This window comes from Ancrocorticia populi (assembly GCF_003123745.1).
In the GTDB taxonomy this organism is placed as follows: Bacteria; Actinomycetota; Actinomycetes; order Actinomycetales; family Actinomycetaceae; genus Ancrocorticia; species Ancrocorticia populi.
The window spans coordinates 18,954-43,933 of sequence record NZ_QETB01000003.1; the positions used below are offsets into that span (position 1 = coordinate 18,954).

The 24,980-nt window shown below is 57.9% G+C and carries 19 protein-coding genes and 1 riboswitch; of the genes, 7 read left to right on the top strand and 12 right to left on the bottom strand.

The features are described from left to right. Positions 1 to 4: 4 nt before the first annotated feature. The 3 genes from DD236_RS05590 to DD236_RS05600 form a co-directional block, all read right to left on the bottom strand. Positions 5 to 1,939, bottom strand: coding sequence for an NAD(P)/FAD-dependent oxidoreductase (locus DD236_RS05590; RefSeq protein ID WP_109093408.1), 1,935 nt, complete (start codon positions 1,937 to 1,939; stop codon positions 5 to 7). A gap of 134 nt (positions 1,940 to 2,073) precedes the next feature. Then, positions 2,074 to 2,982, bottom strand: coding sequence for an NAD(P)-dependent oxidoreductase (locus tag DD236_RS05595; RefSeq protein WP_109093409.1), 909 nt, complete (start codon positions 2,980 to 2,982; stop codon positions 2,074 to 2,076). A gap of 9 nt (positions 2,983 to 2,991) precedes the next feature. After that, entirely contained in the window at positions 2,992 to 3,834 is an 843-nt protein-coding gene (locus DD236_RS05600; RefSeq protein ID WP_109093410.1) for an HAD family hydrolase, read from the bottom strand. 62 nt (positions 3,835 to 3,896) lie between these two features. Here DD236_RS05600 and DD236_RS05605 point away from each other — a divergent pair, with 62 nt between their 5' ends. Next, positions 3,897 to 4,733 (top strand): HAD family hydrolase, encoded by an 837-nt coding sequence (locus DD236_RS05605; protein WP_109093411.1) that lies wholly within the window; start codon positions 3,897 to 3,899, stop codon positions 4,731 to 4,733. Here DD236_RS05605 and DD236_RS05610 read toward each other — a convergent pair. The 3 genes from DD236_RS05610 to DD236_RS05620 are packed head-to-tail and all read right to left on the bottom strand — an operon-like array spanning position 4,725 to position 6,021. Beyond that, positions 4,725 to 5,093, bottom strand: a complete 369-nt coding sequence (locus DD236_RS05610) for a fluoride efflux transporter FluC (protein WP_109093412.1) — start codon at positions 5,091 to 5,093, stop codon at positions 4,725 to 4,727. The two genes, DD236_RS05605 and DD236_RS05610, sit on opposite strands and share 9 nt — an antisense overlap. Continuing rightward, the gene (locus tag DD236_RS05615) at positions 5,090 to 5,485 is read right to left on the bottom strand and encodes a fluoride efflux transporter FluC (RefSeq protein ID WP_109093413.1); all 396 of its coding nucleotides are present in this window, start codon (positions 5,483 to 5,485) and stop codon (positions 5,090 to 5,092) included. Before DD236_RS05615 ends, DD236_RS05610 begins: the two co-directional genes overlap by 4 nt. Then, positions 5,473 to 6,021 (bottom strand): universal stress protein, encoded by a 549-nt coding sequence (locus DD236_RS05620; protein WP_109093414.1) that lies wholly within the window; start codon positions 6,019 to 6,021, stop codon positions 5,473 to 5,475. The genes DD236_RS05615 and DD236_RS05620 overlap by 13 nt, the downstream gene beginning before the upstream one ends. 35 nt (positions 6,022 to 6,056) lie before the next feature. Further along, positions 6,057 to 6,117: riboswitch (Fluoride riboswitch) on the bottom strand. Positions 6,118 to 6,151: 34 nt separating this feature from the next. On the opposite strand from DD236_RS05620, the gene DD236_RS05625 reads away from it, so the two are divergent. Further along, the gene (locus DD236_RS05625; protein WP_109093415.1) at positions 6,152 to 8,932 is read left to right on the top strand and encodes a cation-translocating P-type ATPase; all 2,781 of its coding nucleotides are present in this window, start codon (positions 6,152 to 6,154) and stop codon (positions 8,930 to 8,932) included. Here DD236_RS05625 and DD236_RS05630 read toward each other — a convergent pair. The 4 genes from DD236_RS05630 to DD236_RS05645 form a co-directional block, all read right to left on the bottom strand. Further along, positions 8,910 to 9,968, bottom strand: a complete 1,059-nt coding sequence (locus DD236_RS05630) for a hypothetical protein (protein WP_109093416.1) — start codon at positions 9,966 to 9,968, stop codon at positions 8,910 to 8,912. The two genes, DD236_RS05625 and DD236_RS05630, sit on opposite strands and share 23 nt — an antisense overlap. 3 nt (positions 9,969 to 9,971) lie before the next feature. Further along, the gene (locus tag DD236_RS05635) at positions 9,972 to 12,413 is read right to left on the bottom strand and encodes a sodium-translocating pyrophosphatase (RefSeq protein WP_109093417.1); all 2,442 of its coding nucleotides are present in this window, start codon (positions 12,411 to 12,413) and stop codon (positions 9,972 to 9,974) included. A gap of 156 nt (positions 12,414 to 12,569) precedes the next feature. Further along, complete coding sequence (locus tag DD236_RS05640) at positions 12,570 to 13,964, bottom strand: Cpe/LpqF family protein (protein ID WP_109093418.1); 1,395 nt, start codon at positions 13,962 to 13,964, stop codon at positions 12,570 to 12,572. Then, positions 13,873 to 15,306, bottom strand: coding sequence for a mannitol dehydrogenase family protein (locus DD236_RS05645; protein ID WP_109093419.1), 1,434 nt, complete (start codon positions 15,304 to 15,306; stop codon positions 13,873 to 13,875). The genes DD236_RS05640 and DD236_RS05645 overlap by 92 nt, the downstream gene beginning before the upstream one ends. A gap of 236 nt (positions 15,307 to 15,542) precedes the next feature. Here DD236_RS05645 and DD236_RS05650 point away from each other — a divergent pair, with 236 nt between their 5' ends. The 4 genes from DD236_RS05650 to DD236_RS05665 all read left to right on the top strand — a co-directional run bounded on the left by DD236_RS05650 (position 15,543) and on the right by DD236_RS05665 (position 21,340). Beyond that, the gene (locus DD236_RS05650; protein ID WP_133246063.1) at positions 15,543 to 18,926 is read left to right on the top strand and encodes a PPi-type phosphoenolpyruvate carboxykinase family protein; all 3,384 of its coding nucleotides are present in this window, start codon (positions 15,543 to 15,545) and stop codon (positions 18,924 to 18,926) included. Between the two features lie 357 nt (positions 18,927 to 19,283). Next, a complete protein-coding gene (locus DD236_RS05655; RefSeq protein ID WP_109093420.1) occupies positions 19,284 to 19,487 on the top strand; it encodes a cold-shock protein in 204 nt (67 codons plus the stop codon). A gap of 111 nt (positions 19,488 to 19,598) precedes the next feature. After that, positions 19,599 to 20,993: an amidase gene (locus DD236_RS05660; RefSeq protein ID WP_109093421.1), complete on the top strand. Its 1,395-nt coding sequence runs from the start codon at positions 19,599 to 19,601 to the stop codon at positions 20,991 to 20,993. Between the two features lie 56 nt (positions 20,994 to 21,049). Continuing rightward, positions 21,050 to 21,340 carry a putative quinol monooxygenase gene (locus tag DD236_RS05665; protein WP_109093422.1) on the top strand — a complete coding sequence of 97 codons (291 nt, stop codon included), beginning with the start codon at positions 21,050 to 21,052 and terminating at the stop codon, positions 21,338 to 21,340. Here the strand turns inward: DD236_RS05665 and DD236_RS05670 are convergent. Then, on the bottom strand, positions 21,310 to 22,344 hold the full coding sequence (locus tag DD236_RS05670) for a bile acid:sodium symporter family protein (protein ID WP_109093423.1): 1,035 nt from the start codon (positions 22,342 to 22,344) through the stop codon (positions 21,310 to 21,312). The genes DD236_RS05665 and DD236_RS05670 overlap by 31 nt on opposite strands. 97 nt (positions 22,345 to 22,441) lie before the next feature. Further along, positions 22,442 to 23,989, bottom strand: a complete 1,548-nt coding sequence (locus DD236_RS05675) for a bifunctional phosphatase PAP2/diacylglycerol kinase family protein (protein ID WP_109093424.1) — start codon at positions 23,987 to 23,989, stop codon at positions 22,442 to 22,444. 80 nt (positions 23,990 to 24,069) lie between these two features. Between DD236_RS05675 and DD236_RS05680 the strand changes: the two genes are divergently transcribed. Beyond that, complete coding sequence (locus DD236_RS05680) at positions 24,070 to 24,972, top strand: 2-dehydropantoate 2-reductase (protein ID WP_109093425.1); 903 nt, start codon at positions 24,070 to 24,072, stop codon at positions 24,970 to 24,972. The last annotated feature ends 8 nt before the right edge of the window (positions 24,973 to 24,980 follow it).

The window sequence follows — 24,980 nt, forward strand, 5'->3', positions numbered from 1 at the left end:
CTTCCTAGATCGCCAGAGCCGCCACGTAACCGGCGTTGATGGCCTCGCCCACCTTCGCTGGCTGCGTGCAATCCCCGATTGCTGTATATGGGACACCGCGCCTCTTTAGTTCGGTGCCCAACTCATCAGCGGCCTTTACTCCGAATGCCGTGACTACTGTATCGGCCAAAAGTGTTTTGGGTCCCTCATGGGGTCCTATGACTACAACTCCATCGGGGTGAATCTCGGTGACCTTGTGACCTGTTAGGATCTCCACATCCGCGGCGGCCAATTCGCGCAGCAGCGTGATCTGATTGACGGGGAGCATGTCGCGCGCGATTGAGTCCATCATTTCCACGATGGTGACCGCGTGCCCGGCCTGAGCCAGTTCCAAAGCGAGATCGGCGCCAGACAGCCCACCACCAGCCACGACCACGCGGTGACCGAGCTGTGCTCCTTCGTGAGCCTCGATAACTCCGGTGACGTTGGGACCGTCGATCCCAGGAATCGAGGATGGAACAATAGGATCGGACCCGGTCGCAACTATCAGGTTAGCAGCCTGCCCGATGATCGGATCATCGGCAGTCACCCTGTAACCTAAATGAACCGTAACCGGCAACGCAGCGATCTCACCCTCCCACCAATCGATCATCCGGTGCAGTTCCTTCTTGAACACGGGTGTGGCCGCCGGCAGCAGAACCCCGCCCACTCTGTCTGCACTGTCATAGATATCAACCGTGTTGCCCTTGCTAGAGGCAACACGTGCCGCCTCCAATCCGGCGGGCCCCGCTCCCACTATGGTGACGGTCGTGGAACTGGGCGCCTTCTGGATTTCCCGTTCCAGCTCGAAGCCTGCTTCGGGGTTCACGGCACAGGCGAGGTGCTCGCCTTGAAGAACGTTGCCCACACACGAAGCATTGCAGCGGATACAAGGCCGGATGCTATTGCGACGTCCCTTGGCGAGCTTGTCTACCCACTGCGGATCGGCGATGAGACCACGTCCTACACCGATGATATCGGCGTCGCCTCCCTCGAGTACCTCAGCAGCGGTGTCAGGATCGAGGTTGCCACACGCTACCACAGGGATCGAGACCGAGTCTTTGAGGATGCGAGCTGCAGGAACCATGCATCCGTCGCCAAGGTAATAGGGCGGGAAAACGTAGTCCATGGCCTCATAGCACCCGTCGTCGGCTAAAAAGACGTCCAGCCCAGCAGCCTCAATGTAGGGAGCCAGCTCCAATCCATCTTCAGTAGTGCGACCATCTGGGAAGCGCTGGCTGAGAGACAGCCTGAAGCTGACGGGCAGATCCGGGGCAACTCGTTTGATCTCCGAGATGATCTCGCAGGCGAATCGGGCCCGATTTTCCGCTGAACCTCCGTATTCGTCCGTGCGCGTGTTCCACTGGGGACTCAGGAACTGATCGATGAGGTAGCCGGTGTGTCCGTGAATATCTACTGCGTCAATGTCTGCTTTCACGCACCGCGTCGCGGCCTCGCCAAATCTTCTGACGATCGTTTTGACTTCGCTTGTAGTTAACGCTCGGCACGTGACACTGGGAGCACCGAAAGCCTGATTGGCAGAGGCACTGACGGGCGGTTCGCCCGGCTTGTTGTCACCGCCGTTGCGTCCTAGTCCAGCTGTCAGCTGGATGGCGATCTTGCCCCCAACCGCGTGGATTTCATCGGCAAGCTTCTTCATCGAAGGTATGGCAGCGTCACTCGCGACCGAATTCCATCCCTCGCCAGGTTCAGCGTAGTCCTCGCTGACCGCGGTTGCCCCGGTAAGAATTAGCGCTGTGCCACCCTCCGCACGAGCTTTAAAATATGCGATCTGACGATCCGAGAAGAAGCCTTCCGGCGTCGCCATGTGATCGTGCATCGGAAGCATGATCACGCGGTTCTTGAGAGTGAGCGAACCAAACTGTACGGGTTCGAGAATACGATCGTAGTTTCCAGACATGGCTAGATTTCTCCCTTGAAAGCGTGATGGATAACCACATCTATGGCCACGGCTGACTGGTCTGACCTTTAGGACCATCGGGAGTTACCGGCGCCAGCATAAGCGGCCGGAAGCGGGAATAAGGCTTGACTTACTCAGGAGGTAAGCACAACGTTCTCGGGCTCCTCGCCCGCAAGCAGGTGTTCAATCTGCCTCCCCACGAGGGCGTTGTGCCGGGGGAATTGAGCCTGCGACCAGCCGCCCACGTGAGGCGCGATGAGGACCGCAGGATTGCTCCACAGCGGGGAGTTTTCGGGCAACGGTTCAGGATCTACAACGTCGAGGGCAACCCGGATGCGGCCGGCGTGCCGGATCAACGCCTCCGTATCGGCCACCTTGCCGCGAGCGATGTTAACGAAAAGCGAATCGTCCCGCATCTGGGAGAAGAACGCATCGTCCGCAAGATGCTGTGTGCTATCGGAGAGCGGCACAGCCAGCACCACGATATCGGCGGTGGGAAGAAGCTCAGGAAGCTGGTCGATGCCGTACACATGCCCGCGAAAATCGTCGCGTTCGCGCGATGCCACCCGCACGGTGTTCACCTCGAAGGGCTCCAGCCGTTCGGCAATTGCGGTGCCCACGCCGCCTACGCCAACGATCACGACGGTGGAATCGGCCAGTCCCACGGCCCGGAAATTTTCCCAATGATTGCGATCCTGATTCCTCACCATGCGCGGAATCTCGCGCTGGGCCGCGAGCATCAACCCGAGGGTTAGCTCCGCGGTGGCCGTTTCGTGGACTGTGGCAGCGTTGGCGATGGTGAGGCCGGCCGGTGCCTGCTCGGCAACCCCATCGAATCCAATACTGGCGAGCTGAACAAGCCTTGGCGACATCCCCTCAAGATAGGCGAGCTTCTTCACGTCGAAGAAGTAGGGCATAACCGCGATGTCAAGATCTTGGCGCGGGGCAGGGGAGTCCACCTTCCACATGACGGGCTCAACATCGTATTTGCTGATGTAGTCGAATTCCGACTGGGTGGGTACAGATACCACAAGGCGTGCCACTGTCTTTCCCTACTTTCTATCTAGAATGTGTTGAAGCACCTGAACAACGCCGCGTTCGGCGCAGCTGGGCGCCACGTAGCGAGCGGCGGCGATGACGTCCGGATGTGCATTGGCCACAGCGAACGAGTGCGTTCCGGCAGCCATGAGTTCAGAATCGTTAAGATAATCGCCGAACACCACGGTCTCATCTGCGCCAACCCCGAGGATTCTCTGAAGTTCTTCTAGCGCCACGCCCTTGTTGACGTTCTTGCCCTGAACGTCCACCCAATCGTCCGCAGAGAACGTGAGGGAATGGGTCTGCTGGTAGCTCTCCAACCGTGGTAAAACGGGATCCAGTCCATCAAAAGAATAGATCCCCACTTTGACGATGTGATCATCGGCTTCAAGAGCATCTTCTAGGATCTGGAGCTGATGGAAGTAGCGTTGGACTTCACTCACGAAGGCCGTGTCAGTGCGTTCAACATAAGACTGCTTTTCGCCGATTAGCACGGCCCCCACGTTGGTTCCGCCCGAGGCGAGGTCCCGAACGATCGTCATGATGTCGCCCAGATCTTCAGGCTTGAGCCGAGCTGAATAGAGTATCTCGGAATCGCGCGCAAGCAGCCCACCGTTCGCGCTGATGAACGTCATTCCATCGGCCACGGGCGCAAACATATCTTGAAGCGTAGCTACCTGACGCCCGCTTGCCGGCACGAACTGGATGCCCTCGGCCTTTAGCTCCCGGATAATGTCCCAGATTTCGCCGGGAAGTTCGCCATCGGCCCCAACCAGGGTGTTATCCATATCGGAGGCTACGATCTTGATGCCAGACAGGTCTGCGTATTGGCGTGGATCGGTGGGAGTGACAGGCATTAATTTCTCCAGTTTTGACGTCAAGCGGCGTTACCCATACTACCGCCCGTACAATAGTTCCCATGACTCTTCTGCCAACAGAGCCGCACGTTTATCTTGAATCCGCTGATCCCCGACTCATCGTTGCAGACATGGACGGGACGCTACTCGATGAGCACGGGCGGATTCCCGACGAGCTCTGGCCACTACTGGACGTGATGAAGGAACGCGGGATTACTTTCGTTCCTGCCAGCGGCCGCCAGTACTTTCGGCTGGAGCAGATGTTTCACCGCGCCAGTAGCGGCATGCCCTTCATATGCGAGAACGGTTCGTTCGTTGTGCGGGACGGGGAGGAGGTCTCCTCCTGTTCACTTCCACGCGAGGGTGTTGTCCGTACAGTTGAAGCACTTAGGGAGGCCGGGAGTGAGGTAGGTATCGTCGTCGCCGGAAAAAAGATGGGCTACCACGAGCGTACGGAACCCGAGTTTCTTGGTGAGGTAGAAAAGTACTACCGGCGCGCCAAGCTTCTGGACGACGTTTTGAAGTACGACGACGACGTCAACAAGGTAGCCATCTTCGATTTTGGCGATGCAGAGTCGGGCGTATACCAAGATCTGCAGGGAAAGGTTGATGAGTACTCGGTGGTTGTCTCAGCCAAGCAATGGGTGGACGTCATGAATCCTTCGGCGGACAAGGGAAACGCGGTACGTGCTCTGCAGGAAGAACTGGGCGTAACGCGCGAACAAACTGTTGCATTCGGTGATTTCCTCAACGATGTAGAGATGCTTGAGGCAGCGGGAATGTCTTTCGCCATGGCGAATTCGCATCCCGGAGTCTTTGACGTATCCCGATTCGTTGCTCCCTCTAATGCCGAAGGCGGCGTAATCACCGTGCTGCGGCACCTTTTAGGGCTACAGTAATCCGCCCGCAAATAGGCCCGCGATCGCCGCAAGGTAGCTGACTACGACCATCGTGAGCGCGTGAACGATTCCCGCGCGCCAGCGCCCGGTAATGAGGAGCCGAGCCGATTCCACGGAGGCGGTACTGAAGGTCGAGTAGCCGCCCATGAGCCCAACTCCCAGTACTGAGTAGAGGGAATCGTTGCCTAGATGAGCACCTGTGTATCCCGCTAGGAGACCGAGCAAGAAGCAGGCGGTCACGTTGATCACTTGTGTGCCCATGGGTGTGGTGAGCTTATTGCGCCGGTTTACCGCCGTGTCCACGGTGAAGCGAGCGGCTCCGCCCGCGCCGCCTGCCAGCGCGGTCAAGAATAGAATCATGAGGACCGCTTTCGTGGTGCGGCGAGAATACCCGCGGCCGCGCAGAAGATTCCAAGGAGAATGCTCACCGCACCGTAGGCTGCGGAAGCGGGAAAAGACAGCCCATGAATCTCGAGAATGAAAGTGCTGTAGGTGGTAAATCCTCCGATCACGCCTGTGCCGGCCGTGAGGCGAACCCGGTGGCGCCAGCCTGTATCTTCGCCGACGTTGACGAGAGCCGTGAGTAGGAGGCCGAGGAGGAAGCTCCCCGTAAGGTTGATAAGGAGCGTGGTAATGGGCCAGCCATCGGGAGCAGGAGGAAATACTTCCTCGAGGACCGCGCGGGCAAGCGTCCCCAGAGCCGCGCCGAACCCGACGCAGAGGACGTCCGAATACCTCTCTAGCGATCCCATGGGTTAGCTGCCTCCTTCCAGTCAACCACTGAGAGAGGAACGCTCAGTACAGGACGATGTTGGTGTTGGGCTAGATGGTAGGCCACCGATCCCTCAAGTACCCGGCGGATCCGGGCGCGTGGTCCCGGTGCCCTCGTCCCAATAACAAACACTGCGGCGTTGATCGCGCGTGCCAAATGCGTAAGAGCCCGGTCGGGCCTGCCTGCAAGGTAATGAAACTGCCAGGGGAGATTGGATTGGTTTTCGAGGAGCGATTGGAGTTCGCTCTTCAAGGCAGATTCGCGATCCTGCCAGTTCGAGTGGAAAGAATCCGGGGAGAGAGCGGCGTGGCGGACCGTCCCGTCAGGCATTTCTTCCACGATGTACCGCTGCGGATCCACATACGCGAAATGCAGGGTGCCTCCAGTAGCGCTGGCCAGCGACGCCGCTGTTGCCACTAAGAGCTCAGGGATCTCTTCAACAATGCCAACGATGATTGGGTGACCATGGAAATCAGTAAGCCGGCCTACCGCCGGTTGAGGGGGAACGTTGCGCATGGCGATCCCTTCCGCGGGCACAGTCCTACCCGCATTGCGTAGTAGGAACCATCAGCCGTCCGGCGGTTAAAGGCGGGATCCATCGCCGCCGCAAGTATACACCTGAGCTGATACACAGTAACGTGGGCGCATGACTGAAACGCAGGTGGATCCGATAGCGGGCCGGACCGATGAGATAGCCGCTTCTCTGCATGTTGATGTGGAGCAAGGACTCACTCAGCAAGAGGCTGCTAGACGCCTCGAGACATACGGTGCCAACGAGCTGGCGGGCAAGCCACCAGTTCCGCTCTGGCGGCGGATCGTCGAACAGCTTAACGATGCTCTGGTCATTCTGCTATTGGCTGCTGCTGCGGTTTCCATGGCCGCGTGGGCATTGGAAGGCGCGCAGGGAATTCCAGTTGAGGCACTGGTTGTTGTAGCCGTGGTGATTTTCAACGTAGTTATTGGGATCTTCGAGGAATCCAAAGCCGCCGACGCCGTGGCAGCGTTGGCTGAGATGACTCAGGCACAATCCGTTGTGCTGCGCGATGGCCAAAACAAGCTTATCCATGCCGCCGATTTAGTTTCTGGAGATGTCCTCATCCTCGGAGAAGGCGATCAGGTGGGCGCCGATGCGCGCCTCTTCAAGGCGTCCTCTCTCCGTGTTGCCGAAGCTGCCCTGACAGGCGAATCAACGCCTGTCACGAAGTCCCCGGAACCACTCAGCGGGAACGTTGCGATAGGGGACCGCACGAACATGGTGTTCCGTGGAACGGCCGTGACTGGGGGAGCTGGCAGGGCCATCGTGACAGGGACCGGTATGTCCACCGAGATAGGCAATATCGCCACGATGCTCGATCAGACGGAAGAAGAAGACACACCGCTGCAGCGCGAGATCGATGGTGTGAGCAAACTGCTGGGGCGAGTTGTCATCGCCATCGCGCTCATCATCATGATCACAATCGCGATCGTGCAAACTCCCGAGTCAGCGAGCGATTGGGTGACGATTCTGCTGCTCGGCGTTTCTCTAGCGGTTGCCGCCGTGCCAGAGGGACTGCCCGCGATCCTCTCTGTTGTGTTGGCGCTTGGTGTGCGGAGAATGGCGGAGCGCAATGCGGTGGTGAAGAAGCTGAACTCAGCGGAAACGTTGGGTTCTGCCTCCGTGATCTGCACGGATAAGACTGGCACCCTGACCCAGAATGAGATGACGATCAAAGAAATCGTTACTAGTTCCGGGCGGGCCACCCTCAGCGGAGTTGGCTACGCACCCGAGGGGGAACTCGAGTCCAGTTCGCTCGCCGTGGTTGAGGAATCGCGGGCGCTTCTTGAGGCGGGAGCCCTTGCCAACGATGCCCAACTGAACAACAGGGATGGACGCTGGGAGATCACGGGCGATCCTACGGATGCAGCATTCCTCACGGCGGTGGGTAAAGCACCCGGACTGGCAGAGCAGATCACCAAAACGGAGCGTTTGGCCGATGTTCCCTTCTCTTCTGAGCGCAAAATGATGTCTACTCTTCATCGCAATGCCGAAGGTGATGTCATGATCCTCGCGAAGGGCGCGCCAGACGTTCTCTTGGAGCACTGTAGCGAGGTCCTCGTTGACGGCCAGCACGTTCGGCTAGACGAGGACCGGAAGGCCGGCCTGCTCTCGCAGGTGGAGGAGCTCACGGCCAAGGCGTACCGTACGTTGGGCGTTGCTGTCAGGGCGAGCGATATCCCGGCTCCAGAGGATTATGACGAATCATGCGAGCGCGATCTCGTCTATATCGGCGTTGTCGGGATCATCGATCCTCCTAGGGCCGAGGCGGCTGTCGCAATTGAAGAAGCTCATCGGGCTGGTATCCGCGTGGTCATGATCACGGGAGATCACCCGGAAACAGCCCGACGGATCGCCCGCGATCTCGGGATTGTCAGCGATGAGGACGATTCCGTCATGGTTGGCCACGAGATAGAGGAAGCGAGCGAGGATCAACTTCAGGAGCTCGCCCGGGACATCTCGGTCTACGCAAGGGTAGCGCCAGAGCACAAACTGCGGATTGTCGATGCCCTTCAAGCCGAGGGCCAAGTTGTGGCGATGACGGGCGATGGTGTGAACGATGCTCCAGCCCTCAAATCAGCCGATATCGGCATCGCCATGGGAATCACGGGAACCGAGGTCACCAAAGATGCTGCCAAGATGGTGCTGGGTGATGACAACTTTGCCACGATCGTTGCCGCCGTTCGTGAGGGCAGGGTCATCTTTGACAACATCAAGAAGTTCCTACGCTACCTCCTAGCCTCGAACATGGGCGAGGTGCTCACCATGTTCTTCGGGGTAGTACTCATGGGTGTGATTGGACTGACGGAGGCTGCCGATGCCGCGGGCGTACACCTAGCTCTTCCACTTTTGGCAACTCAGATTCTGTGGATCAACCTGGTTACGGATACCGGTCCGGCGCTGGCGGTGGGCGTGGATCCTGAAATAGGGGATGTGATGGGGAATTCTCCTCGATCCTCCAAAGACAAGGTGATTGATGGAGCCATGTGGCGCACCATCATGACCACGGGTTTCACCATGGCGTTTGTGTGTCTGCTGACGATGGACCTCTGGTTGCCTGCAGGCTTGATCAGCGGCGGAACAGACGATCTGACGACCGTCCGCACCGCCGTGTTCACCACCCTAGTGTTCTGCAATCTCTTTTCAGTGCTCAACGCACGTTCCGCCACTCTGAGTGCCTTCAATGGTATCGGCAGCAATAAGCTGCTGTGGGGCGCCATTCTTCTGGGAGTTGTCCTACAAGTAGCGGTTGTGGAGATTCCGTTCTTGCAGGAGGCCTTTGGCACCGCTTCCCTTGACCTAGCTCATTGGGGCGTTGCCCTTGGCCTATCTTCCCTCGTCTTGTGGGTAGAGGAAGGGCGAAAGCTCCTTAGCTCTCGAACCACTCGTTGACGCGGGAAACAACCTCCCGATCAAAGGCATCATCGCTGTGATGCTCGTTGACCCAACCGGTGAAGCTGCCACCAGCGGCCGCGTCGAGTTCGGCGCGGCACTGTTCAGGCTCCGTGATGGCTTGGTAGAGCATCTTCTCCGCCTCTGACTCGGATGTGTAGAGGTAGGGGTAATCGGCGGGAAGCAACGCCCGCGCCCACGCAAGATCGGGGAATATCCCGATCACTCCTGAGCCCATGGCTTCCACGTAGGCCAGGCCGTATGCCTCTTCCGTGGCAGTCGCGAGGAAGGCGGTAGTCTGGGCGAGCGCCTGATAGTAGGAAGAGCGTTGGGATGTGAGCGGCCCAACCCATACCCAGTTGAGGCGGGAGAACTCCATGGCCTTCTCACTGACGAGGTGCGTCTCATGAAGGCGCATCTCAACCGTTAGGCGCGTACGCGCTCTAACCTTTTCCACGACCTTCCGGAAGAAGTCTGGACGCTTCGTGCGCGTGAGGTAGATGGCGGGGTAGAGCACGATGGGGACCTCGGTTGCCTGACGCTCCTGTACGTGATCGAGCCGGAAGCCCAAGTTCACCCACGCCAACTTTGCCTGAGCCGCGATATCCGACGTGGTGCGCTTTGCGACCATCTCCCGAACCTCTTGCGCGGTGCGGTGAGATGAGGCGAAGGTGGGAAACAGCGCACAGGAGAGTGCGAAAAGCTGCTTTTCTACCCGATGCTCGAGATCTCGGACCGGCCACCACACAAAGTTCATGATCTGGGGCTGGACATCCTCTCCCGAGGCGTGAAAGACGGTCCGCCACACGTCACAGGAATCCAGAACGTCCATGTTGATAATGACCGAATCGGCCGGATCCACAAACGCCAAGGGAACTACGTCAAAGCCATCGCACCGGCGAGGGGCCGGGCCGATGAGGTTTGAGCCGGGGAAGAGGCGAAGGAATCGCCGAACGAGAGTCGGGCCAGCATCCTTGCCTGCCACATGTCCATCCTCAGTGATAACTGTGGCGTCGCGCTTAATAAATACCTGCATGGTTTACTCGCTAATCTCGGTTTGGATCCGCATTCCGTAGAAGGAGCGGTAAATGAAATACACGGCGATGAGGAAGAAGATCCCAGCGCCGATATGGACTGTAAGGCCGTAGCCCATCGATGTCAGGCCTACGGCAAGCTCAACTGCGAGCATGCCGAACAGCGTGGTGAATTTGATGATGGGATTAAGCGCTACGGAACTCGTGTCCTTGAAAGGATCACCAACGGTATCGCCCACGATCGTTGCGTCATGGAGCGCGGTTCCTTTTGCGTGAAGATCGGTTTCTACAACCTTCTTAGCGTTGTCCCAAGCCCCGCCAGCATTCGCCATGTAGATAGCCTGATACAGCCCGAAGATCGCAAGGGAAATGAGATACCCAATCATGAGGTAGGGCTCCACGAATGCAAATGCGAGAGTAGAGAAGAACACTGCGAGGAAGATGTTCAGCATGCCTTGTTGAGCATATTGAGTACAGATTTCCACAACGGAGCGAGAGTCCTTCTCCGAAGCACGCTCTGAGCTGCTATCGAGGTGAATGTGTTCCTTGATGAACTCGACCGCACGATAAGCTCCGGTAGTAACGGCTTGCATAGAGGCACCCGAGAACCAGTAGACAACCGCACCGCCCAGAATCAGTCCCAAAAGGAACGGGGCGTGCATGATCGAGAGATTCTCGACGTTCTCAGTCAAACCGTCTGTCAAGCCGATGATGATCGAGAAGATCATCGTGGTGGCTCCCACCACGGCCGTTCCAATCAGCACCGGCTTCGCCGTAGCCTTGAACGTATTTCCCGCGCCATCGTTCTCCTCGAGCATCAGCTTGGAGGTTTCCCAATTGGGTTCGAATCCGAAATCAGTAGCGATTTGATCGCCGATCCCGTCGATTTGTTCGATCTGTGACAGCTCGTACACAGATTGGGCGTTATCAGTGACGGGGCCGTAGGAATCTACCGCGATTGTTACGGGGCCCATGCCAAGGAAGCCAAAGGCCACAAGGCCAAAGGCGAACACCGCAGGGGCGATCATGTAGTCCCCGAGCCCTTGCGTTGAGATTCCGAAGGCGACGGCCATCAGGCCCACGATGGTTATACCCAACCAGTACGCGGAGAAGTTGCCAGCCACAATACCGGACAGGATGTTGAGGGATGCACCGCCCTCACGCGAACTCTTCACTGTTTCACGCACGTGCCGGGACTTCGTGGAAGTAAACGCCTTGACCAGTTCTGGGATAAGAGCACCAGCGAGTGTCCCACAAGTGATGATTAGGGCCAGTTTCCATCCCAGCCCGTCTTCGCCGTTGCCGAGAATTGCAGCAGTTGTGGCGAAGGTGAAGATGATGCAAATAATGGAAGTGAGCCACACGAGTGAAGTTAACGGCGCTTCAAAGTTCATCTCCTTAGCTTCGCGGTACTTGCGACCGGCGATCGCATGATTGATCGCGTAGGCGATACCGGAGGCCACAACCATCGCGGCCCGCACGGCAAAGATCCACACGAGCAGGAGCCCCTGCATAGCAACGTCATCTACAGCGAGCAGGATGAAAGTGACCAGCGCGACGCCGGTCACTCCGTATGTCTCGAAGCCATCTGCCGATGGTCCAACAGAATCTCCTGCGTTGTCTCCCGTGCAGTCGGCGATCACGCCCGGGTTGCGAGGATCGTCTTCATCGATCTTGAAAACGATCTTCATGAGATCTGATCCGATATCGGCGATCTTTGTGAAGATACCGCCTGCGATACGAAGCGCCGATGCCCCGAGCGATTCTCCGATAGCAAAGCCAATGAAGCAGGCTCCGCCGATTTCCCGAGGCAGGAATAGCAAGATGATGAGCATCATGATGAGCTCCAGGGAAATCAGCACCATACCGATGGACATACCGGACTTGAGCGGGATTTGATGGGTGGGGAGTGGCTTACCACGCAGTGAGGCGAATGCCGTGCGCGAGTTAGCGAAGGTATTTACCCGAATGCCGAACCACGCCACGGCATATGACCCTGCCATACCGAGAAGGCTGAAGAAGACGATGATGCCCACGCGGCTCCAAGGGAATCCGACCAGGAATTTGTAGTAGCCCACGATCACCACGGTGATGAACACCCAGAGGATCATGAGGAACTCTCCTTGCTTGGTCAAATAGGCCTTACATGTGGTGTAGATCAGCTCGGAGATATTGAGCATAGCGTGATGGACCGGCAAGCTCCTTAGCTGGCTGTAGCTGAGAATTCCGAATCCCAAGCCACACACGCAGATGATCATTCCGATAATCAGGAGGGTATGGCCAGTGGCGCCAATTGCAGTAGAAACATTATCCAAGGTTGGCAGGACCAAGCTGGCCTCACCGCCATGGATTACTCCTTCTTCATCACCTCCTCCGGAACTACAGCCCGCCAAGAGGGCTAAAAGGGCAAGAGCCGGTAGGGCGCGTATTGAATGTGGTGCGTGCATGGTTCCTCGACGTAGCTGGTGTTCACATCACCATCGAACCTAGGTGATGAGCGCCACGTTTGCAGCGCATTTGCTCAACTCGAATGCCCGATCTGAACATTCGTGCACGTCACCACGCTTCGATTGGGTACTTAGTCCCAGAATATGGAAGTGGGCCTAACTGGCCAGAAGGGTGAGTATGTCCCCGCCGAGGAGAAGCAATTCCATCGTGTTGTCATTTACGGCTGTAGCATCGTCGCTGGACGCTATCAGAACAACTGTTACGCGGTCTCCCGATTCCGTTTCCCCCGTCCAGGAGCCTGCGAGAACCCCGGGAAGTGAACCACCTTTGAACCAGAGGTTGTTATACCCAGACACGGAAACCGCAGTATTTGCGCCGAGAATCTCATCGAGTTCCGGATGCTGCTCCGATGCGCTATCTAACTGTTCCCATATATCGGCAACTTCCTCGGGGCTGGCCGCCCACGTAGGTGCACTCACCTTCGAAGTATCCATATCAACATCGGTAGCTGAGACAGTTAGGTCTTCGAGCGAATCGAGTATCTTGGCGCGGCCTTGTTCATCGGCCTCGGAATACTCGCCGAGGCGATCGCTTCCCTCTCCCCATACGAGCTCGAAAAACTGCCGTGTGGTAGCGACGGGACGCATGTGTTCAGGCACCAACGCGTCCACCTTCTCGCGCCCAACAGCGCCGATTAGCAAATCGGTTGCAGTATTGTCGCTGATCTCGATCATCTTCTGCGCGGCCTCGCGAACTGTCACCGTGCTGCCGTCCGGAAGATTCTGAAGATCCCCACTGGGTAGGGACTTGTTGCTGGCCTCAACGGTGAGCTCATCGTTCCAGTTGAGCGAGCCATCATCTATCGAGTTGACTACCGCTAGGAGTACCCAGAGCTTAAAGGCTGAGCCTATCGGAGCGACGTCCTGTTCACCGCTTGCTGCGATATTTTTCTCACCGCTTGTTACGAGGTAGTTAACGTCTATCGGGAGTTCGTCCAACCGTGCTTCTGCGTCTTCGAGAGTGGTCGCTTCCTCATGATCGTTCTCCGGTGTGAATAGCAATCCGTTGATGGTGCCATCAGCGTCCACTGCTATTTGAACAACGAAGGGGTCGCCTTCGGAACCCGTGAAGGTGGCAGAAGAGGTTAGCTCATCTCCCGCGTAATCGGTCACTTCAAAGGGCGCCGCCGGACGGAGGTTCTCGTTGAAAAGCGAGACAAGCTCAGTGGGCGGCACTTCGGCGGTGAACTCTTGGGAAAAGCGGCCCTCCACATCCCCCTCAGCCACATCCGCGTCTTGCTCAAGAACCGTGTGAATCCACTCCATCGCCTTACCGGCCTCGGTGCTCGGGAAGGCAGATGTGGAAACAGGCGCTGAAGTGGGCGCGCTGGACTGAGGGGGTGAGGACTGGCAGCCGGTAAGTACTAATACGACCGCGGCAAGGCACGCGGTGATAGCCCTATGCCAAGAGGACCTTGATGGTTTCTCTGGCACCGTGTTCGCGGAGCGATTCGAGACTCCTCCTGAAATTCTCAACAAATGTTGCATCATCTGCGAGCGTACCAAAGACCCTTTGGTTTGAAATGACAGCAGTTTGCTGGCCCTGCTTTTGCTGCGCGGCGAGGGGAAGTAGCTCATCACTGAGTTGATCGTCCACAGCAATCTTGGAGCCGTCCTCTGCTACACCTTCCATCCCAAGTGCCCAGGCCGCACAAAGTGCGGCTCCAAGTTGGACTGAACGGCCCGCCGCGATGTTGTCGCGTAGCGTTGAGATAACAAACTTCGGCATCCTATCGGAGGCGTCCTGAGCGAGCCGCGCAAGCGTGTCTTTAATTGCCTCGTTTGTGAACCTCTCAAAGAGTGTGTCCACATAATCGGGAAGATCTATGCCGGGTACGGGTTTGAGCGTGGGAATCGCCTCACGCTCCAGATAGGCGCGGACGAACGCCTGAATATCTGGGTCGGCAGCTGCCTGATCAGCAAACTCCAGAGGAATGAGCCTCCCCAAATGCGCGAGGGCCTGATGGGACGCATTGAGTAGCCGTAGCTTCATAAGCTCATACGGAACAACATCTTCCACCACCTGTACGCCCGCGTCTTCAAGCGGGGGCCGCCCCAACGTGAACTTATCTTCGAGGACCCACTGTTCGAAAGGCTCACACGTAACGGGCCAAGCGTCATCACCCCCGTAGTTGTCCCGGACGAACTGAATATCGTCCTCAGTGGTGACCGGAGTAATACGATCCACCATCGAATTAGGGAAGGAGACGTTGGCATCGATCCATTCGGCAAGTTCCGGATCAGTTATTCTGGCCTGAGCAACAACCGCCTCATGGGCGATTTTGCCGTTGCCTTGCAGGTTGTCGCACGACATGACGGTGAATGGTTTCTGCCCGGCTGCCCGGCGGCGGCGAAGGGCCTCCACGATATAACCAAAGGTAGTTGTTGGATGCGCCGGATCCTCCGCGTCCCGCACTGCCGCGGGGGAGTCAACCTTGAAAGTTCCGAGTGCATCGTCAATGTTATAGCCCCCTTCTGTGACGGTGAGGGACACGATGCGGGTGGTATCGGCCGTCATGGCAGTCAGGACGGCCTCCGGGTCGTCCGGGGCGAAAAGAAATCCGGCAATAGATCCGATAACAAGATGTTCGGCCTTGCCATGGCTTTTGAGGACCAGCGTGTAAAGGCCATCCTGTTCTTGCATAACGTCTCTCATGCGAGAATCTCCGGGCATAACACCTACGCCTAGGATTGCCCAGTCTTGCGCTTTACCCATGCGTATGAGGCGATCGATGAACATTGCTTGATGAGCGCGATGAAAGTTGCCTAGCCCGAAGTGCACGATACCTGGTATAAGCGAATTTCTGTCATAGGGAGCAGTTAATGAAGCCATGATTTATCTTCTCCTCAATAAGATTCACAGGCTGTCAGTGAGGGGCATCACACTGCCGAGACTACACGATTTGTGGTGCGTCGTCGTCGTTCAAAACCAATCCGCTCAACGCCAAGTGGCCCTTTAGGATATGCCAACCGGGAACAACCGGGCAGGGACGTGTTCTGAGCGAAGTTGCACTGCTCAAAAGTGCGGTGAAAATGGACTCATGCCGTTACTAGCTCTAACGTTGAGGTATGACGAACGCTCTCAATACCGCAGCGGTAAATCTCAGGTTAGAACTCCTTGGTCTTCCAGCCCCGGCAGACACTACAGATACTTACGAAACTCAGCTCGTCGATCCGATTATTGCGCGGCAACGCGAACTCGATCGCCGCTTGTCCCATCGACTGCCCGCCGCAGACGCGCGCATTCAGGCTTTCCTTGACTCCTATTTACAGGGGACAGGTTCCAACCCGCAGCTTCCACGCGAAACGTTCGTGCTTGACCAGCCGGGACTCGCTCGGGCGATTTCACTGCCATATGACGGTGATACTTTCACATCCGAGCATCTAACCAGCTATCGCATCCTGAACGGCGTGCTTCATAACCCCGCTAACGATAGACGTACCACCAAAGGCGTATTCCATATCGCAGATGGGGGACTGCCCGTTCAGGATGACAAGATTGAGGTTCCGCGGGCGGTCTTTGGGCGCCTTCTAGAACACGCATTTCAACCACCCGAAGATGCAATGACGCTTCCATATTCGGCCAAGGAAGATAAGCCCGTGGGATGCTGGGTGTCCTTGCTCTTGCGGCCGATCGTGGTACCAGAGGTGCCCGGCTTCTCCAAGCAGCGAACGATGGAAACCCGGTTTATCGCTCCTGGCACGCTCGTCGCAAACCTAGACTTCGTTGAGGGCATCTTCGGTAATGGTGGGGATCCCTACGTGCCTGAATATGACGCCTCGCTCAATCCGGAGACTTGGACGGGCCACACTGGACTCGTGGTTCTGGCTCCTCATCTGACTAAGCTCACGAAGAAGGAACTGGGGCTGCCTCACTACGATGAGGCTACGGAGCGCCAGCGCCGCGACGGCCAATGCTGGAAGGACCCACAGGAGCTCTACAACAACGGTGGCGCGTTCAAGTGCTGTGCTCGCGACGAACGCGGCGTTATCACTACGGTGATCGCTGATAACTACTTTGGCTATTGCAAGAAGGAAGTCAAGGCGCAGATCAGTTACTCGGCAAACCTCTTGGGGCTTGTTGAGGAGGAGCACTCCGGCGGCGCGCGTGTATACCCGCAGTACAACCTCGGGCAACACTACATCGAGAAGTACGGAGACCCCTCCTACTCCCTCGAGGAGATCGTCCGGCGGGATCCTCAGAGGTTCGTCCTGCAGCCGGGAGGCTACGGGCTGGATCTGGAGAACGACCAGAACATATTGGTCCCAAGCGGAGCTACCTTTAGCCTGCGCACCGCCACTGTGGAGTGGACGAATCCTGACGGGTCCACTCAGACGATTCCGTTGCACGATGGCGTAAAGTACGTATGCCCGGACGGCTATCAGATCTCCATGCTCCAGATTGCCGAAAACCCTGCACTGTGGACCCTCATTGGGACAGCACCCACGTCCACCACGTACCACAAGCCTGCCACCGTGTCCGGCGGTGGGAAGTCCGAGGTATCCAAGGCGATTCAGGACGCCATTATTAACGGTGATGCCTTCGCGCCAGACTTTGACGCGGACATGGCCAAGGTAGACGAGATTCTGCACCACAACTATCAAGAGCGGTTCCTTGATCCCGTGAACCGAAACGAGAATTCTCGCTCGGTGCTTTCGGACCGTCGCTCCATCGGTTCCGTAATTAAGCTCCTGACGCCTTCGTCCGACTACACGGACGAATACAATGAGTGGCTCGATTCAATCCCGGACTACATCAAAGAGCTCACGTTCATCGTCAAGCGTTTCTATCAGCCAGAGTGGGGCGAGGATTGGCTGAGCCACTTCACCACCGGTGTGGTTAACGGACGTAAGGGAACGTCCCTCCGTCTGGACGGGGACAAGATTCGCACGTCCATGCTGCGTGTCGGTTACGAACCCGATGGCTCGTGGCGGTTATTCGGACTGCGTCACGATTTCTACCCGGCTGCCAAGGTGCAGACGGAAGATGACATCACGGCCAGTGAGGTTGTTCCAGTAGGCGGAGGCGAGGAGCTTTCGCGCAAGTACGTCCGCAACTGCGAGCAGCTACTCTTCCAGCGCCCCGATGAGGCCATTCATCGTGGCTATGACAAGCAGGCCGAAAGGGACATGGCAACGCCTGGCACCTTCCTGTCCAACTACGAGCCTCTCGATCGGGCCCAAGCGGTCAAGCTAGTTGAGGACGCCGTGCGGTTCAGCCAGTACACAAAGCCGATGCAGGATATCCTGCGACGCGCTGCCTATGGCCCGGAGGATCAGGCGGGCTACGTGGTTTCCTCCGCGCATCCACGTCTCGTAGCGGGTGTGCCCACCAAGAATCCGCGGTACCTGCAAACTCGCCCAGATCTGGCCCATCCAGAGGCCACTGCTAGCGCGGACCTCGGATCTCGCATCAATGCTCGTATCTCCATGGATGAACCATTCGAGCAGCCGGTGGACGTTATCGCGGCCGGACGTCGTAATAACCCCGCCGATGAGGGTGTGCCGCCGCTGGCCTGCTACGCCCCGCTGCATTACATGGAGCTTCCTGAGCTCTTCATGGAGTTCATCAGCTCGATGACGGGTAAGTCTCCGTCAACAACGGGTGCTGGGTCCGAAGGTGCAATGACGAAGGGGCCATTCAACGCGCTTCCTTCAATTATTGATCTGAACGCGGCGTTATTGTCCTTCGCGTTAACGGGTTACGACGGGTGGCTCTCAAGCGCCGGATTCGTCGGGCCTCATGTTCAGGTAGACCATGACGTTTCGATGTTGATTCCCGAGGCCTTCTGCCGCATGAAGGATCGCGAACTCAACGCCAAGAACCTGATCGCCGAAGGATCGTTGGAGCCGGTAGAGGATGTGGTTATTGACGGCGCGAAGGTAGAGGCATCGCGCCTCGGATACCGGATGACCGAAAAGTTCGCCACGAAGTACTTCGGACGCATCTTCCTCCATCCGCACCTCGTTTTCACTCAGGAGATGTTGCGGCCTGAACTTCAGGATCAAGCCGTTTACGCCGAATCGATCGCCACGATTCTAGAGACTCATCGCCGGGTGGCCGAATCCTATATCACGGATGGCACGATCGCTTTGGGGATCCCGCCGATCAAGGGACTACTGGAGATCATGGCTAACGGCCAGACCTCCGAGGGATACACCCTCCAAGACGAAGGGTTCCGGAACCAGTTCGAGCGTGAGAGCATCCTAGCGTCCGATTGGTACAAGGAGCGTCTCGAATCCGAGCGAGAGGCCTCAATTGGCTTCGCAGAACGTGAGCTGGCCTCGCTGGATGATTTCCTGTCACGTGAAGGCGACACGGCTGCCCGGCGGGCTCTCATGGAGGGCCGGAAGTCAAAGGTGGTTGCTAACCTGACACATCTGCGGAACGCTCCTCTGTCCGAGCTTAACGGCACCCTTGGGCGCCAAGCACGGTGGAACGCCGAGGTGTAGCCTTGATCGCTTCGGGAGACGCCCGAGGAATGTTAGAATTCTCCGGGCGTTTCCTAGCGTTGTGATTATACGATGCGCGATGAGAGCTGTATGCTAGTCGGGACGCGTCAAGCGTTTCGGCACTGAGCAGTTCGGTGGCGTTGTAGTATCTCCGAAGAATCGAAGTCCAATCAACTCAGTTTCAACACCAGCACAGCGAACAGTTAGTTCGGTTGCTTTTCCGCGCTTTGCGCGGATAGCTCGTTTCGATGGCGAAGCGACTACCAATCCCTGCAATGGCACCGCCGTTGCAGTAATACGGGCCGCAAGGTCCACAACCCGGACCCTCGGGTCCAAGAAGATTGAAGGAATGACGTTATGGCCACAGGCACCGTCAAATGGTTCAACTCCGACAAGGGATATGGCTTCATTGCCCCCGATGACGGATCTGCAGATCTCTTTGCACACTTCAGTGCGATTGCCGGAGACGGCTACCGCTCACTCGAAGAGAACCAGAAGGTCGAATTCGATGCCGAGCAGGGCAAGAAGGGTATGCAGGCCGCGAACATTCGCGTGATCTGATCCCATAAGGCGGGTGCTTAAGCACCCGCCTTTTTTCATTTAACACGCATCGTCACGCCTTCCGGTTCATGGTGTCCCCAATCTACTGGCTGCGCGTGTAGCGTGTGATTCGTGAATCTCCACGAACTAAGCGCACTCACGCTTCGGAAATTGCTCTACACCGGGGAGATCAGCCCCACAGAGGTGGTTCAGCATTATCTGGAACGCATCGATGCGCTGAATCCGAAACTACACGCGTTGACGGTTTATGACGGCAACCGTGCCATGGAGCGTGCCCACAGGCTTGAAGCCGAGCACTCACGGCCCACTCTGAAACATGCCCCACTCTGGGGACTGCCATTCGCTGATAAGGACGTCACGGATCGTGCCGGTTTCCCAACCTCGCACGGCACGGTGGGGAGTGTCCCGCCAGTAGCTCTCGAAAGCTCACCCATCGCCCAAGCTATGGATCGAGCGGGCGGTATTTCTCTTGGAAAGACGAACGTCCCCGAGTTTGCCTTCAGCGGTTACGCACAGAACCGGCTGCCACAAGGCCACGCCCTTAATCCTTGGGACACGAGACGCGATCCGGGCGGGAGCTCCTCGGGAGCTGCCGTAGCCGTGGCGGCCCGCATGTTGCCACTGGCACCTGGTAATGATGGGGGAGGGTCAATCCGCATCCCCGCCGCTGCCTGTGGTCTAGTGGGCTTGAAGCCGACCCGGCCAACTACCACCTCGGGCCTCGCCGTGGACGGTCAGCTTGGACGCAGCGTGCGCGACGTTGCTCTACTCTTCGACGGGATGGCAGATGCCCAAGAAGCTAGTACGGAGCCATCACTGCTCACCGCCGTCGAGCCCTACCCAGAACCTCTGCGGTTAGCCTGGAACACGTGGAGTCCGTGGAGCGCGGACCTCCCGATCGAGTGCGCGCCCGAGGTGGCGGCGGTGTTTGATGACGCGCTGACCACACTAGCGCACTTGGGACACCACCTCCGGCACGAAGAGCCAGCCAGCTACCCTGGCTTTGGCAACGCCTTCACCGTTTCTTGGATGGCGGGTGCTGCGGAGCTGGAGATTGCGGATTCTAACCTTGACCGCTATGAAGCACTCACGCGATGGCTCGTGAGGGGAGGGCGCAGCCTTACTCCGGAAGCTGTATCCATAGCTTTCGCAACGCTTGCTGATTTCGAGGCGATGATCGTCGCGGCATATAGCCCGTATGATGCCGTCGTGACGCCTGTTCTGACCACGGTTGCGCCCTTCCTCGGAGCGTTCGATTCGACGGACGGCCAACACAACTTCGCCCAGCAGTGCGAATTCGCTCCCTACACCAGCTATCTGAATGTATGTGGCTTACCCGCCGTCTCCGTGCCAGTTGGGCAGCACGTCACCGCAGACGGCGTGCGATTGCCAATAGCGATCCAGCTGATCGGACGGAGGGGCGGCGAAATCACTTTGTTGCGGCTGGCGTCCCAGCTAGAAGACGCCTATCAATGGGCCACGTCCGCCCCACCCAGTTTTGTGTGACCGTCCCCACAACCGCTATGTTAAGGTGGTTTTAAACCGTGGCAAAGGAGCAGGGAATGAAGGTCCTCTACGCAGAATTTACGGCGATCGACGGCATGGCGGAAGATGTGGAATGGCGGCTCTTGGAGTTTGCCGAAAGCGTCCGCAATGAGCCGGGAAACGTAACTTTCGCACCTCACCGCAGGGTGAACCATCCGAATAAGTTTTTCGTATACGAAGTGTATCGCGATGAGGCGGCCTTTCAGGAGCACCTTGCGGCGCCCTATCAGGGCCCTTTCAATGATTTCCTAGCCGGCGCAATTGAGGAGCCGAAGTCTCAGCTCACCTTCCTCAACTTGCTGGGCTGAGATGCTTGCGCGGGCCGCTTCCCATCGTGGGAATCGGCAGGAATCTGATATTTGTCATCACGACGGCGCCACCACGAAGCGAGCACGGAACCCGAGATGTTGTGCCACACACTGAAGAATGTTGAGGGTATCGCAACAACCGGGTGAGCAGCGAAGGCGTGTAGTGCCAGCGTGGCACCAAGCGCGGAATCTTGCATGCCCACCTCGAATGTGATGGCCTTCTGCTGCGCGTATCGGAACCCTTGCGGATAGATCCGGAACATCACCCGTGAGAACAAGTAGCCGAGCCCGTATCCACACAAGTTATGCAGCATCACTACGGGCAGGATCATTGCGGTTTCGCGAGTGAACAGCTTCTCGTTGTTTACGGCCACTACGGTGCCGATGATCACGAGGATGGCAATCTGGGAGACGGCGGGCAGGGCGGTTGTCACCTTGGAGACCTTCTCACCGAACACCGTGTGCACGGTAATTCCCAGCACCACGGGGATCAACACTACCTCGAGCGCGGTCCGGAACAGATCACCGGCGGGAATATCCACGTACTGGCTGGCCAATCCGCTCATGAGCAGCGGGACCATGATGGGCGCGAGAAGAGTGGAGAGCAAACCGATCGAAACGTCCAACGCAACGTCTCCGCGCGAGAGAAAGGACATAACATTCGAAGAGGTCCCTGATGGGCAACAGCCCACCAGAATAACTCCCACCGCAACCATGCCGTCCAGCTGGAAAACCTTACATAGTGCTACTGCGAGGAGCGGCATGATGAGGTAATGGGCAACAGTTCCTAGGATGACCATGAGCGGCATCTTCACAATGCGCTTGAAGTCCTCGATGCTAAGCGTCATGCCCATACCGAACAGCACGATGGAAAGAAAGATATTCGTATAGCTCTTGGCCCACATGCTTGTGGAGGGTAGGAAGAAGTTGACGAGCGCCCAGACAATCACCACCAACGTAAACCACTTGGTCAGCCATGAGCCGAAACGTTGGATTGCTTGCATGGGTCTACTCCTTGTTCACGATTGGCGATTCGTTTTCACGGTAGTCCCGCCAACCCTGACCGTTCCGGCCCGGTCACAGTGTGACCCATGGTGTTCGTCACGGCGCATAGGCAGCTAGCCCGCCGCGCGCCATATCTAAACGAATGCGAACGGAGCTGCCCTCGGGTGCCTTTACGCGGACGGTCTCACCATCGTGGGCAAGATCAACGCCGGCCTCACCCTTTGGATTTAGCCCGGAAGTGCACGTGAGATCGATCGTGGTAAGGAGCTCTTTTGGCTCGCTCCGACCAGAGAAAAGTTGAAGTGCGCGTGTACCGCGGTTGCCCAGAACCGAGCGCGCCACCAGACGAACAGGAGCTAAGCGCTGTGTGGTCCGGTAGTCGCGTACGTCCAGATTCCCGGTATCTAGACGGCGCCTAGTGGCTGGGGCGAGCCCGGCGGGCACGTAGGTATTAATCCCCACGAAGGTGAGCCAGGACTCATGGCGATCGCCGTTTTCCGTAATCTGTGCCGGTACCCCGCCCCGCACCACCTGAATCGCGGCAAGGATTCCGGCGCCCCATTTGCCGAACCGCTCCTCCATCTTGTCCCGAATGATGACCATGTCCGCGTAGGCCCCCAGCGAGAACGTGTTGAGCACAGTCTTGGTGTTGACGTCTCCCTCAGGAGTCTCGATCCGCAAGTCTGCAACGTCGATGGACCGCCCGGAGCCTGTCTGAACGGCCCGTGCCGCAGCTTGGTGGGTGTCCGCCCGAATCGCCTTGGCGAAGTGGTTGAGGGTGCCACCGGGGAACACGGCTAACGGCAGACTGTTCGCGCGCGCAACCCCGGCGGCAGCCGATACAGTCCCGTCGCCTCCGCTGATTCCGAGCGCCTTGATGCCTTGCCACGCAACCGCTTCGTCTAGAAGTGAGTCGATATCCTCGGCTGCACCGTCCCGCCCAGGTACGAGGATGCGCGCCTGGGGGAGTAGTGCCCCAATTTGTTCCGCCGCGTCCACTTCGCTACTCGGTCCCGAGTGTGGATTAACAACGACGACGAGGCCCTGCCCAGCGGGCAACGTCGGCACCTCGGCAGGGCTCGCAACCGGTTGTCTGAGGTCAAGGGCATCTTGGTCCAGCGCCTCCCACAGGGCGTGAACGCCACAGCCAGAGGCCGCGCCCACTGCGAGGCCTGCTAGAACGTCGGAGAGCCAGTGCGCGCCTGTGTGAAGCCGCGAGTACGCCACCGCGAGGGCAGTGGGCACCAACACTGGCGCGGCTGCAGGCCAAGAGAGCGACGCACCCACCGAGAACGCCGCGGCTGAGGCAGAGTGACCCGACGGGAAAGAACCTGATCGTGGCTGTTGCTTCAGGCGCCGAAGCTCAGATAGCAGGTCAGGGTTGGGCCGGTCCCCACCCCGCAGGGGTTTGAAGACCAAATTGGCTAAGGCGCTTGCCGCTGCCAGGCTCAGGAGACCCTGCCCGGCCGCGACGCGCCCACGAGAACCCATGAGGGCAAGCCCTCCTGCCGCCCCGAGCCAAAGCTTGCCATGATTGGCGGCTTGAGAGAGGTCTTTTAGCAAGCGATCGGCGGCAGGACCTAACGATGCGTTCCTCGTGAAGCTCTCCGCCTTGCGATCAACCCGCTTGCGCCACCCAGCCATCGTTCCTCCCAAGTCACAAGATGGAGATCACACTATCAGCGTTAGAATATCCGTATACATCTCACCGAGGAGGAAAGACTGTGCGAATTCTGATCGTTGGCGCTGGTGGAGTTGGTGGGGCCTATGGAACGCTCTTGCATGAAGCAGGACACGACGTAACTTTTCTGGTTCGCCCTCACCGAGCAGAGAAGATTCGTCAGAACGGGTTGACCTTCGTTTCCCCGGAAGGCCGCCGTACAAACGAGGTCTCATGCCTATGCGCCGGCGAAGAAGGCGGCCCATTCGATATCGTCATCTTGGCCACCAAGGCCTATGGCTTAGACGGTGCACTCCAGGATATTCGGCCGTTCGTCACGGAGCAGACCCGAATCATCCCAATCCTCAACGGTATGGCGCACATCGATCGGGTAAACGAAATGTATCCGGGACAGGCGCTTGGCGGGATCGTCAAGATCGTGGCCACACTAGACGGCGATACGGTTGTACAGATGACTCCGCTCATCACCATGACGATCGGGGCCCTCGATGAGAACGCGGTGCCGCCCGAGATCGTCAACGCATTGACTGCTCCGGGCTTCACTCTCACGGTGAGCAACGATATTCGCGCCGCGCTCTGGGAGAAGTGGGCGTTCATCGCCAGTGCGGGCATTGTCACGTGCCTCTTCCGTGGCCCCGTAGGCGCGATCATTGAAGTGGGCGGGCTAGGAGCGATCTATTCTGCGATTGCCGAGGGCGAAGCGGTTGCCGCGGCGGCTGGTTACCCAGTGTCTCAGGCGGGCCATCAAGGCTCTCTCAACCTCTTGACCGAAGAAGGATCTGCCTTCACCTCCTCCCTGTACCGGGATGTTGCCGCGGGTCACGCCCATGAAGGTGAGCACATTCTCGGAGAGCTGGCGGAACAGGCACGCAACATTGGCGTCTCAACGCCACTTCTAGATCTCACCCTGATCCAGATCCGTACCGGAGATTCCCCAATCAGTTAGGCTCAAGA

What these genes read in the sequence shown, in the direction of transcription:
- DD236_RS05670 (WP_109093423.1), bottom strand. Translation starts at nt 22,344, where the DNA reads ATGCAAGCAATCCAACGTTTCGGCTCATGGCTGACCAAGTGGTTTACG.
- DD236_RS05610 (WP_109093412.1), bottom strand. Translation starts at nt 5,093, where the DNA reads ATGATTCTATTCTTGACCGCGCTGGCAGGCGGCGCGGGCGGAGCCGCT.
- DD236_RS05625 (WP_109093415.1), top strand. Translation starts at nt 6,152, where the DNA reads ATGACTGAAACGCAGGTGGATCCGATAGCGGGCCGGACCGATGAGATA.
- DD236_RS05640 (WP_109093418.1), bottom strand. Translation starts at nt 13,964, where the DNA reads ATGATGCAACATTTGTTGAGAATTTCAGGAGGAGTCTCGAATCGCTCC.
- DD236_RS05590 (WP_109093408.1), bottom strand. Translation starts at nt 1,939, where the DNA reads ATGTCTGGAAACTACGATCGTATTCTCGAACCCGTACAGTTTGGTTCG.
- DD236_RS05620 (WP_109093414.1), bottom strand. Translation starts at nt 6,021, where the DNA reads ATGCGCAACGTTCCCCCTCAACCGGCGGTAGGCCGGCTTACTGATTTC.
- DD236_RS05600 (WP_109093410.1), bottom strand. Translation starts at nt 3,834, where the DNA reads ATGCCTGTCACTCCCACCGATCCACGCCAATACGCAGACCTGTCTGGC.
- DD236_RS05645 (WP_109093419.1), bottom strand. Translation starts at nt 15,306, where the DNA reads ATGGCTTCATTAACTGCTCCCTATGACAGAAATTCGCTTATACCAGGT.
- DD236_RS05655 (WP_109093420.1), top strand. Translation starts at nt 19,284, where the DNA reads ATGGCCACAGGCACCGTCAAATGGTTCAACTCCGACAAGGGATATGGC.
- DD236_RS05635 (WP_109093417.1), bottom strand. Translation starts at nt 12,413, where the DNA reads ATGCACGCACCACATTCAATACGCGCCCTACCGGCTCTTGCCCTTTTA.
- DD236_RS05605 (WP_109093411.1), top strand. Translation starts at nt 3,897, where the DNA reads ATGACTCTTCTGCCAACAGAGCCGCACGTTTATCTTGAATCCGCTGAT.
- DD236_RS05630 (WP_109093416.1), bottom strand. Translation starts at nt 9,968, where the DNA reads ATGCAGGTATTTATTAAGCGCGACGCCACAGTTATCACTGAGGATGGA.
- DD236_RS05650 (WP_133246063.1), top strand. Translation starts at nt 15,543, where the DNA reads ATGACGAACGCTCTCAATACCGCAGCGGTAAATCTCAGGTTAGAACTC.
- DD236_RS05615 (WP_109093413.1), bottom strand. Translation starts at nt 5,485, where the DNA reads ATGGGATCGCTAGAGAGGTATTCGGACGTCCTCTGCGTCGGGTTCGGC.
- DD236_RS05675 (WP_109093424.1), bottom strand. Translation starts at nt 23,989, where the DNA reads ATGGCTGGGTGGCGCAAGCGGGTTGATCGCAAGGCGGAGAGCTTCACG.
- DD236_RS05665 (WP_109093422.1), top strand. Translation starts at nt 21,050, where the DNA reads ATGAAGGTCCTCTACGCAGAATTTACGGCGATCGACGGCATGGCGGAA.